11 protein-coding genes, 1 tRNA gene and 3 pseudogenes are annotated in these 10,675 nt (G+C 37.8%); 6 read left to right on the top strand and 9 right to left on the bottom strand.

What is annotated here, in order from left to right; genetic code table 11:
* Window positions 1-295: transposase (locus tag BLP81_RS13255; RefSeq protein WP_245686479.1), on the top strand; the 295-nt coding region annotated here is incomplete at its 5' end.
* Between the two features lie 179 nt (window positions 296-474).
* Here BLP81_RS13255 and BLP81_RS13260 read toward each other — a convergent pair.
* The 7 genes and pseudogenes from BLP81_RS13260 to nusB form a co-directional block, all read right to left on the bottom strand.
* Window positions 475-548 (bottom strand) — tRNA-Asp (locus BLP81_RS13260).
* An 83-nt stretch (window positions 549-631) separates the two neighbouring features.
* A complete protein-coding gene (locus BLP81_RS13265) occupies window positions 632-1,561 on the bottom strand; it encodes a DUF58 domain-containing protein (protein WP_093370397.1) in 930 nt (309 codons plus the stop codon).
* A gap of 69 nt (window positions 1,562-1,630) precedes the next feature.
* Window positions 1,631-1,948, bottom strand: coding sequence for a thioredoxin (gene trxA / locus BLP81_RS13270; RefSeq protein ID WP_093370402.1), 318 nt, complete (start codon window positions 1,946-1,948; stop codon window positions 1,631-1,633).
* Window positions 1,949-2,041: 93 nt separating this feature from the next.
* A complete protein-coding gene (locus BLP81_RS13275) occupies window positions 2,042-2,602 on the bottom strand; it encodes a thioredoxin family protein (protein ID WP_093370407.1) in 561 nt (186 codons plus the stop codon).
* Between the two features lie 87 nt (window positions 2,603-2,689).
* Complete coding sequence (yajC, locus tag BLP81_RS13280; RefSeq protein ID WP_093370411.1) at window positions 2,690-2,995, bottom strand: preprotein translocase subunit YajC; 306 nt, start codon at window positions 2,993-2,995, stop codon at window positions 2,690-2,692.
* Window positions 2,996-2,998: 3 nt separating this feature from the next.
* Window positions 2,999-3,475: pseudogene (locus BLP81_RS13285) on the bottom strand (DUF1573 domain-containing protein).
* A gap of 47 nt (window positions 3,476-3,522) precedes the next feature.
* A complete protein-coding gene (nusB, locus tag BLP81_RS13290; protein WP_093370416.1) occupies window positions 3,523-4,464 on the bottom strand; it encodes a transcription antitermination factor NusB in 942 nt (313 codons plus the stop codon).
* Window positions 4,465-4,648: 184 nt separating this feature from the next.
* On the opposite strand from nusB, the gene BLP81_RS13295 reads away from it, so the two are divergent.
* Window positions 4,649-6,409, top strand: coding sequence for an ABC transporter ATP-binding protein (locus tag BLP81_RS13295; protein WP_093370421.1), 1,761 nt, complete (start codon window positions 4,649-4,651; stop codon window positions 6,407-6,409).
* 75 nt (window positions 6,410-6,484) lie between these two features.
* Window positions 6,485-6,880 (top strand): PUR family DNA/RNA-binding protein, encoded by a 396-nt coding sequence (locus tag BLP81_RS13300; protein WP_093370425.1) that lies wholly within the window; start codon window positions 6,485-6,487, stop codon window positions 6,878-6,880.
* Window positions 6,881-7,095: 215 nt separating this feature from the next.
* On the opposite strand, the gene BLP81_RS13305 is transcribed toward BLP81_RS13300, so the two are convergent.
* Window positions 7,096-7,821, bottom strand: coding sequence for an energy transducer TonB (locus BLP81_RS13305; RefSeq protein ID WP_093370444.1), 726 nt, complete (start codon window positions 7,819-7,821; stop codon window positions 7,096-7,098).
* Between the two features lie 512 nt (window positions 7,822-8,333).
* Here BLP81_RS13305 and BLP81_RS13310 point away from each other — a divergent pair.
* From BLP81_RS13310 to BLP81_RS13320, 3 genes and pseudogenes are all read left to right on the top strand, one after another.
* A complete protein-coding gene (locus tag BLP81_RS13310; protein ID WP_093370430.1) occupies window positions 8,334-8,852 on the top strand; it encodes a c-type cytochrome in 519 nt (172 codons plus the stop codon).
* A 23-nt stretch (window positions 8,853-8,875) separates the two neighbouring features.
* Window positions 8,876-9,475, top strand: a complete 600-nt coding sequence (locus BLP81_RS13315; protein ID WP_093370435.1) for a fasciclin domain-containing protein — start codon at window positions 8,876-8,878, stop codon at window positions 9,473-9,475.
* Window positions 9,476-9,492: 17 nt separating this feature from the next.
* Window positions 9,493-10,365, top strand: a pseudogene (locus BLP81_RS13320) (Sec-dependent nitrous-oxide reductase); the annotation flags it as partial.
* 88 nt (window positions 10,366-10,453) lie between these two features.
* Here BLP81_RS13320 and BLP81_RS13725 read toward each other — a convergent pair.
* Window positions 10,454-10,675, bottom strand: a pseudogene (locus tag BLP81_RS13725) (IS1182 family transposase); the annotation flags it as partial.

Raw genomic sequence — 10,675 nt, forward strand, 5'->3', positions numbered from 1 at the left:
CGATCTGGTTCAAGGACTCAGAAACATATTCAATACCGCAACATCTATTGAAATAGCCTATACAAAATTAGCACATTGGTATAAAGATGTAGAAAATACTGGCTTGAGAGCTTTCAATACAATAGCAAACACAATAACGCTCAATTATAGATCCATCCTGAACTACTTTATAAACAGAAGCACGAATGCATCAGCAGAATCCTTTAATGCCAAAATAAAAGCTTTTAGAGCACAGTTCAGAGGTGTTAAAAATGTAGAATTTTTCCTTTATAGACTCACTACGATATTTGCATAAACACAACTTTTAGTCTTGATCCCTTTTAAAGGATGTAAAATGAAGAGAAACTAGTGCAAATAAAAAAGCCCTTCCTGTTGGGAAAGACTTCTAGCGGTTTACATTTCTAAACCTAAGAATGCTGTTACACATTCACAACACAACTTCTTAAAGAATTTTCACTTTCGTGGAAATTAAAGCGGTCTGGACGAGACTCGAACTCGCGACCCCCTGCGTGACAGGCAGGTATTCTAACCAACTGAACTACCAGACCGTTGCTTAATTGCGAGTGCAAATATAAACCCAATTTTTAATTACACAAACATGTTTGAAGAAAATAATTCAACAAAAAAAACCTTAAGACTTTAGCTTCTGTTTTTCAACTAAGTAAGTCGATAATATTTTCTCAAAATTTTTCCGGATATCTGCTTCAACATACCTAATCCTGTATTTAACACAGGTCAGCTTCACTTCCTGGATGAATTCTGACATCTTTTCAACGTATTCTTTCTGAATCTGATGGGTATGTAAATCAATTTTAGCTCCGGTCTCCACATCAAAAAAACGCTTGGGTGTTTCATCAAATTCAAAATTGACTTCCGTTTTATGATCCAAGGTGTGAAACAGGACGACCTGATGCTTATTGTACTTAAGATGTCTCAAAGCTTCAAACAAATCGGCTCGTGACACATCAGGCTGCAACAGGTCGGTAAAAAGAAAAATAAGAGAACGTCGTTTTAACTTTTCAGCGATTTCATGCAGAAATTGATAGGTATTGGTTTTTAAACGTGGCTGGGGGGTATTGATGCAGTTTTCAAGTTCATTGTAAATCCTATTGTAATGCAGGCCACTCCCCTTTTCTGTGGCCTGAAACCTGAGCTCCTCATCGTAAACAGACAAGCCCACAGCATCGCGCTGTTTGTTGAGCAGCTGCATAATAGCCGCTATGGACAGGGCTGAAAAACTCAGCTTATCCAGCTGAGTCAGTGAAGGTGAAGCAACTTCAGGATAATACATAGACGCAGACTGATCCAGGATGAAATGACACCTCAGGTTGGTTTCCTCTTCAAACCTTTTAGTGTAGAGCTTGTCGGTTTTAGCATAAAGCTTCCAGTCGATATGCCTGGTGCTTTCTCCTGTATTATAAAGCTTATGCTCGGCAAATTCGGAAGAATAGCCGTGAAACGGGCTTTTGTGAATTCCTGAGATGAAGCCCTCGACCACCTGCGAGGCCAGCAGAGGAAGATTGGTCAGTTTAGATTCTCGTAGTACGGTCTGGATATCCATCATAAGCACTCATAAAAAAGGCCTGGTGTTGAACCAAGCCCCTAAATTTAACTCTCTTTATAAAATATATTACAGGACACTATCAATAGCTTCCTTGTAAGTTTCTTTTTGAGCGACACCAACTTGACGGTTCACCAGTTCCCCATTTTTAAATAAAAGAACCGTAGGTATATTTCTTACGCCAAACTTAGCTGCAAATTCTTGATTTTGATCGACATCCATTTTAGCAATAACGGCTTTACCTTCATATTCGGTGCTCAATTCATCTATAATTGGACCTACCATTCTACAAGGTCCACACCAGGCTGCCCAAAAGTCGACTAAAACAGGTTTATCGCTGTCTAAAACTTTTTCTTGAAAATCTTTATCTGTTATTTCTAATGCCATAATTATATGTTTTATACAAAATTAGGTTTTGTGTTGGAATATTGAACTTAATTATATCTTAATTAATCTTATTTAAGAACCTATAAGACTTATTTAATAAGTCCGCCACTTAATACTGCAGCCCATACTCGGTTTTTGAAGCCTGGAAACCGCTCTGTTATTCATTAAAGCATCCAGGGCTTCTCTTATACTTCTGCCAGAGGTGGGTATGCCATTTTTGGGCCTAGAATCATCTAGCTGGCCTCTGTAAACCAACTGCAAAGCCTCATCAAACACAAAGAAATCTGGAGTACAGGTCGCCTGATAGGCTCTGGCTACATCCTGTGTTTCATCATACAAATAAGGAAACGGATAGTTGAGTTGTCTAGCCGCTTTAAACATCTCCTCCGGATGATCCAGTGGATAAGCCTTTACATCATTACTCGAAATAGCTACAAAACCAAAGCCCAATATCCTATAGTCATTAGCAAGTCTTACAATTTCTTCGTTCACATGTTTTACATAAGGACAGTGGTTGGAAATAAACATAATCACAGTTCCTTTCTCGCCTTTGAGTTGTTCAAGTGAATAAACGGATCTGGATATAGAATCCGGGAGTTCAAAATGTGGAGCCTTGGTTCCAAGTTTCAACATTGCAGATGAGGTTAATGACATGTTGTTTTATTAGTTTATACGATCAAATTTAAACAAAAAAGCTATCGTTTACCGATAGCTTTATAATCATATCACCTTCAAAAATCATTATTTTTTTTCTGGCTTGGTTTCTTTTGCCGGAGCATTTACTTTTTCGGTGAGCTCATAGGATAAAGAGGACTTATCAAAAGTCATTTTCCCGGCGCCTGTCTCTAGGATCACAGCGTCAAGTTTTTCACTCATGTCTGCGACTTTCCCGTGTAAACCGCTTTTGGTAACTACTTTATCTCCGCGCTTAATGGATTCTATAAAATTCTTTTCTTTTTTCTGTTTTTTCATTTGAGGCCTTATCATAAAAAAATAAAGCACCACAAATATTAAAACTAACGGTAATAAACTTCCTATTTGATCCATAAATTATTGTGTAACTGGAGAACCAGCATTACTATTTTGCGGATTCACAAAAGCCTTTATTCTGATAGTTTCTCTTCCAGACTCTGTGTTAGCTACAATTCTTACCGCTTTCATTTGTTGATTGGGCTTACCTCTAGTATTAAATTTCACTAGCATCTCTCCTTTTTATCCTGGCGCAATGGCACCCTCAGTCCAAGTAGGAACTGTACATCCACAACTGGCATTGGCATCAGAAACGATAAGCGGAGCATCACCTGTGTTGGTAAAGACAAACGTATGTTCTACAACTTCACCTTCCTCTACAGTACCGAAATCATGCATCGCTTCATCAAATTCCATCACTGGAAACACTTCTGCTTTTGCATCACGTTGATCTGCCATTTCTTTTTTGGATTCGTCTACTTTGTCGGCAGCCTTATTATTACAAGCTGAGAATGACACTGTTGCTAAGGCAACCAGAGCTAACATTAATTTTTTCATGAGTAAATATTTTTAATTTAAATTCAAAAATATGACAATTTGGTCAATTACATTAACCCTCTGCCTACTTTATTAATTTTTCCATTGGATTGGTATTCCCTGGAGACTGTATCCAAAACACCATTTATAAATGTACTGCTCTTGGGGGTGCTATATTCTTTGGCAAGTTCCAAGTATTCGTTTATAGTAACTCTCACAGGAATGGAAGGAAATTTTAAAAATTCACACAAAGCCATTTTTATGAGAATGCTGTCGATTTCTGCAATCCTGTCCTGATCCCAATTGGGTGTTTTGTTTCTGGTGATTTCAGAAAACTGCTCATCCGCAAGAAGTGTTTTTGTAAATAATTCTCTGGCAAAATTTTCGTCTTCTACATTTTTATACAATCGTGGTATCTTTAAGACCTCATCGCTTTCTTTTTGTTTCTGAAGAAACTTTAAAAGAGTTGTATTTACAATAGGGAAATCATCTATCCAGGTTAAGTTATGATCTTCGTAATAATCATATAAATCGTCATTGGGAGCAATAATCATTTTGAAAACATCCACAACAAAGTCTTTGTCTTCCTTATAACTCGTCGTTTCCGTGAAAATATAATCCGCGTAGAGGTCGGATTCCAGGATTTTGTTCCAAATTAAAATCGGGTATTCATCATCTCTCGACCAGTGATTTAATTTTTTATTCTCAATAAGTTCACTCAGCGCATTGCTGTTTCCAATTCTGCGTAGAAGTTGGTTGTTGATGAATTTTGTATTGGGATTTTTTTCCTCTTCTGTAGCCAGGAATTTTTTCTTTACAATCTTGTAATACTCCTCGGCTTGACTTCTGATGCTAACCATAAGCTCCAAATTGAGCAAAAACAGATTATACATATCTTCTGTGCTCTTTTTCAGGAATTTCTCTTCAGCCTGCATAGAGTCTTTACTGCCCTGATGGAAAGCATACAAAGATTGCATCACTTTTGCACGAATATGTCTTCTTGTTAACATGAGTAGGTTATAGAAATTTAGCGCAAAAATAATATTAAAAAGAAGAGTTAGAAGCCTATTTTGATTTTTTTAAAAACAAAATGGATTAAGCCCTAATTCACATGGTTTAGATATTTAAACTTTTGTTATATCAAAGGGCTATTCAGTCTTTTGATTACATTTGCAACTTCAAAAAGAAACGTGGATGAAGGCTCTTCTTAGTCTAAATAAATACTTATACAAGTACAGAGGCAGATTACTTCTTGGATTTATCATCACCATAGGTGCACGGGTGTTTTCTGTTTTCACTCCCCAGCTTATTAGCGACTCCACCACTGCCATAGAAAAGTATGTTAATGGTGAAGTAACCAGTGTCGCAGAAGTCAAAGAAGAATTACTCATCAATATAGGCCTTATCATCGGCGCAGCTTTAGCTTCAGCCATCCTAACCTTCCTGATGCGGCAAACCTTTATAGTAGTCTCCAGATACATTGAATACGATTTAAAAAATGAGGTCTATGCCCAATATCAGAATTTGTCCCTGGATTTTTATAAAAGAAACAGGACGGGTGACTTGATGAACCGGATTTCTGAGGATGTTTCCAAAGTTAGAATGTATGTAGGTCCAGCCTTGATGTACGGTGTACAAACGCTCACGCTTTTTGTTGTCGTGATTTATTTTATGGTTGAGGCCGCCCCCAAGCTTACCCTATATACCCTGGTTCCCTTTCCTATACTTTCGTTTGCTATTTATAAACTGAGCGTCGCCATCAACAAAAGAAGTGCAGAAATACAGCAGTTTCTTTCCCGACTCAACACCTATACTCAGGAAAGTTTTAGCGGAATTGCAGTGATTAAATCCTACGGGATTCTAGGCCGTTTCAATTCAGATTTTGTGGAATTATCCAATCAAAGTAAGGAGAAAAATATCAGCCTGGTGAAAGTTGAAGCCTTTTTTTTTCCACTCATGATTTTACTGATCGGTTTTAGTAACCTGTTTGTAATTTACTTTGGTGGAATGCAGTATATCGATGGCAAAATAGAAAGCGTAGGCGTTATTGTGGAATTTTTGCTTTACGTGAACATGCTAACCTGGCCGGTAGCCTCTGTAGGCTGGATTACATCCATGGTACAAAGGGCTGAAGCCTCACAAGAACGCATCAATGAGTTTTTGAGTGAAACCCCAAATGTCAAAAATAAGTCGCCAAATTCTTCTGAATCCATCAGGGGTGAAATCGAATTCAAAAATGTCAGTTTCACTTATGAAGACACCAATATTGTAGCCTTAAAGAATATTTCTTTCAAAGTGAAGAAAGGAGAAACTCTGGCCGTCATGGGTAAAACAGGATCTGGAAAATCTACCATTTTAGAATTGATAGGACGCTTATATGATGTGGACGAAGGTGAAATTTTAATCGACGGAAAACCTATTGAAAGTTATAATCTGGATGGCTTAAGACAACAACTAGGCTACGTACCCCAGGATGCTTTTCTTTTCAGCAGTTCTATACGAGACAATATAAAGTTTGGCAAAGCAGATGCTACCGAAGAAGATATCATCAATGCAGCAAAAAATGCTGCTGTTCATAAAAACATCATTGAATTTAGCAAAGGCTACGATACCATTTTAGGAGAGCGAGGCATAACCCTCTCCGGGGGTCAGAAACAACGGGTTTCCATAGCCAGGGCCATCATAAAAGATCCACAAATCGTGTTGTTCGACGATTGCCTGTCTGCAGTAGATACTGAAACAGAAGAAGAAATATTCAGTAAACTGAACAAAATCTCCAACAACAAAACCTCGGTCGTTGTCAGTCACCGCGCCTCTTCAGCCAAAAATGCAGATCATATCATCATACTGGATGAAGGCAAAATTAAAGAAGAAGGCACGCATAGCGAACTTATCGCCCAGGAGGGTTACTATAGGGACCTGTATCAAAAACAACTTTCGGAAAAAGAAAATTGAAAATTTATTTGCATTTTTAATTTTTTTTAAGACTTTTGAACAAACCTTATATTAATCTTATTTAACAAACGTATTATGAGTGACCAAGGACCGATGAAGAACGAAGACATTTTCTCGAAAGTAATAAGAGCAGGAAGAAGAACTTACTTTTTTGATGTTAGATCTACCAAAGCAGACGATTATTATCTAACGATAACTGAGAGTAAAAAATTCACCAACGATGATGGGTCTTTTTTTTACAGAAAACATAAGATTTACCTGTACAAAGAAGATTTCGAAAACTTCAAGGAAGCCTTGGATGAAACCACCAACTTTATCATCGATAACAAAGGCGAGGAAGTCATAAGCGATCGTCACCAAAAAGACTTTACAAAACCTTCTGAAGCGGACTCTGAGCACTCCACTCAAACCGAACCGGTAGCCAAAACAAGCGCTGCAGCCTTTACCAATATAAGTTTTGACGATATATAGAGCATAGTTCCCCCCATAATCAACCCCCTAACACCTGTAGGTTTTAGGGGGTTTTTGTTTTAGAAATCAGTTTCTCCACACGACAGGAATCTGAAGAATTAACCGCTTAGAAAGAGAAAACAATGAGGATACCCATAAATCTTCTGGAGAAAAGTAATCCTGAATAAAATCAAAAACGCCCGAAAATGATCTGGGCGCTTTGTCTATGCTAAGATTTAATTAGAAACTTTAAAGGTAATGGGCAGTGCAAAAATAACATCAATTGGATTCCCGCGTTGCCTGCCCGGTTTCATCCTGGGGAGTTTTTCGATCACTCGTCGACTTTCTTCTATAAGTTTAGGGTGAGGCGCTCTGGCGTTTATAAACTCTGCTTCACCATTAGCTTTTATTTTGAAGGAAGTATATATCCTATTCACTCCTGATAATCCAAGGTCTGAAGCCAAACCTGTATCAAATTCCTTGTTGATAAATCTTTCGAGCTGTTCGCTCATGCAGGATTTTCTCCGCTCGTTATCTTGGTATTGCTCACAGCCAGGAAAAATAGGAACGTCCTCTATAAATTCAAAGGGCATTTCTTTGATGGGTTCATCCTTAATTTTATCGATTTCATCGAGATCTAAGAAGACTGGTGTTGAGACTTGGTCCTCAGGCTCAGGTAGTTTTTCCTGAACTTCCGGCTCATCTTCATCACTACTAAAATCTTCTGTGTCTGGCTTTGATTCTGGAATAGGATTGAGTTTTTCCTCTGGAATCTTTACTACTGGCATTTCTTCATCATCCAAAAGGAGATAAATCATGGTCTCTTGATCAGGAGTAGTTCGGGCTTCAGTTTTCCATTCCACTAAGATCAAAATACAGACAAGCGTCACTATTAGGCCCATTTGAAAAAATAAGGTTTTCTTTCTATTAAGGTTTTTACCTAGATATTTTTTGGGTTTCATCATTCGTTTTTTTAAAGGTGAGAGATATCATAGCATTAAAAAGATAAATAACTTTTTAAGCTTAAGGATCAAAAAAAAACGAATTCGTCTATGTATTAGCAATAAGTTAATACCAATAATAATGCCATGTGGATTTGAACAAAAATTTAAGGCGATTTCAATAGCTAAAAGCATTTAGAATGCTATTCAATTTCTATAAGGCTTAGGCCAAAAATGAAGCAGTATTTACTTAAGAAAACCTGATAAGACCACTTTTCAAGGTTTTGAGGAGCAGACTTTTGCAATGGACAGCAGGAAAAACTTCAACTTAGGATGAGACTCATCTGATTTCATCAAAATCTTTCATCAAAACATGATAAAAATCAGTTATTTTGACTTTTCAATTTATATACCTGATTATCAATAACTTATACTAAAACTGTAGAAAGATTGGCCTGAGCCATATGACTTCAATCATATATTAAACATTTCTTAATTTTTACTTTTGGTGAGGTATTTAAAATCAGAAAAACATGAAATCACTTATTAAAATCTCATCCCTTGTCCTTCTAGGTTTACTCATGGCTTGTGGTGGAAATGGAGAAAAGAAAGAAAAAGACCCCATAAAAGTTGGTCAGCAATCTCAAACAGAAAAAAAAGCTGAACCTAAATCCTCATCATCCGCTGAAACTACAGCAGAAGAGGATATGGCCAATTTGGGAATCGGCCCTGTCAAATCTATTGATATCGAGGAAGGCATAGATCAAAGTCTTGCGAACCGGGGCAAAGAAGTCTTTGGCAATTTGTGTACCGCTTGTCATAAAATGGACAAGAAATTTGTAGGCCCCTCACTGGTTAATGTGACTGATCGCAGAACACCGGAATGGATCATGAACATGATTTTGAATCCTGAAGAAATGATTAAAAAAGACCCGATTGCTAAACGCTTGCTGATTGAAAACAATATGGCCGTTATGGCCAATCAAAACGTGTCGAGAGAAGATGCCCGGGCTATTCTGGAATATTTCAGAAAATATGACAAGAATAATTAATCCTCCCCCTAAAATCTAACCTTATGAACATTCAATTCACAATCAAAACGTTGGCTTCTGTACTCGTGTTAGCATGCTTATTAGCATGCAACTCTTCAGATAAATCTAAGGGTTCAGGCCAGTCCACAGATGATACAACAGACTTAACCGAAACTTCCGCTTCCAATAAAGGACAGGCTTTTATTGAAGATAATGATGGAGATCCAAACGCACTTCAACTGGCTATGGGTTCTGAAGACCACACCACTTTGGTTACAGCTGTCCAGGCTGCAGGAGTTGAAAATGCTTTGGTTAATGTTGGACCCCTGACAATTTTCGCACCTACTAATGCGGCTTTTGACAAACTAGACAAAGCCACTTTGGAAGATTTATTCAAGCCTGAAAACAAATCTAAGCTGGCTAACATTTTAGTCCACCACGTTGCACCGAGCAACTACCCGGTCAAAACTCTGGAAAAAAATATAGAGAAAGACAGGAAGCTTTATATGGCGGATGGCTCTTATTTGGAGGTGACTAAAAAAGGTGAAGATCTTTACATAGGTGATGCCAAGATTATGGCTTCCATCCATGTAAGCAATGGGTGGGTACACATTATTGATAACGTTTTATTACCAAATAACTAATTCTTAAAATCAAAACAATGAAAACAATTCAAAAACTATTACTAGGTCTTAGTGCAGGATTACTGCTTATAGGCTGTGGTAACAATTCAAAAGAAGATTCTGCTGGAGCTATGGCTTCATCTCATGCCGAACAGGTATATATTGCCCCTGGGGAGCATGACGAGTTTTATGCTTTTCTATCCGGAGGTTATTCAGGTAACCTCACCGTTTATGGCTTACCTAGTGGTAGAATGTTTAAGGAAATCCCTGTGTTTTCTCAATTTCCAACCAATGGTTACGGGTATTCTGAAGAGACCAAAGCCATGCTCAATACTTCTTATGGATTCATACCTTGGGGTGATGCTCACCATCCTGATATTTCTCAAACCAATGGAGAATTAGATGGACGTTGGGTGTTTATCAACGAAAATAACACACCGCGTATTGCAAGGATAAGTTTAACCACTTTCGAAACCGAAGAAATCATTGAAATCCCTAATTCTGCTGGTAATCATGCGTCTTCCTTTGTCACTGAAAACACAGAGTATATTGTAGCGGGAACTCGTTTTGCAGTTCCAAATCCGCAGAAAGATATGCCCATTGACGAAATGAAAGGCGAGTTTAAAGGTCCTTTGAGTTTTATTTCGATCGATCAAGACTCAGGGCGAATGAACCTCGAGTTTCAATTGAATATGCCAGGTTTCAACTATGACTTAGCTCACCCTGGCCGTGACAAGTCTCATGGTTGGTTCTTCTTTACGTCTTATAATACAGAAGAAGCACATACAATGCAAGAGGTAAATGCTTCACAAAACGATAAAGATTTTATTGCCGCTGTAAACTGGCAAAAATTAGCTGAATATGTTAAAGATGGAGGAGGAACCGAAGTAGCCGGTACTTATGCTCACAATGGTAACCGTTGCACAAGCCAATAAAAATCCAAAAAACAAGTCATTTTAAGCTCTTTTCAGGGCTTTTGTCTTTTTATCAGAGTTGGTTTTACGTTAAATTTAGAGGGCTTAAATTAGAGTGGATTACGTATTGCAGTACTTTTATTTCTGATACTAATGATCGTAGAGCTTTTGCTCCACTTTTTGCCCGTTTTTGAGTGAATTTTAGATACTTCTTCAGATTATAAGCTATGGCTGAGAGGTGCATCACCTTGTTGGCTTGTTGTAGTCCGATGGTATTGATTTTTCTTAAGCCCATGAATTGAGTAAG

It is taken from the genome of Psychroflexus sediminis, assembly GCF_900099815.1.
Taxonomy (GTDB): Bacteria; Bacteroidota; Bacteroidia; order Flavobacteriales; family Flavobacteriaceae; genus Psychroflexus; species Psychroflexus sediminis.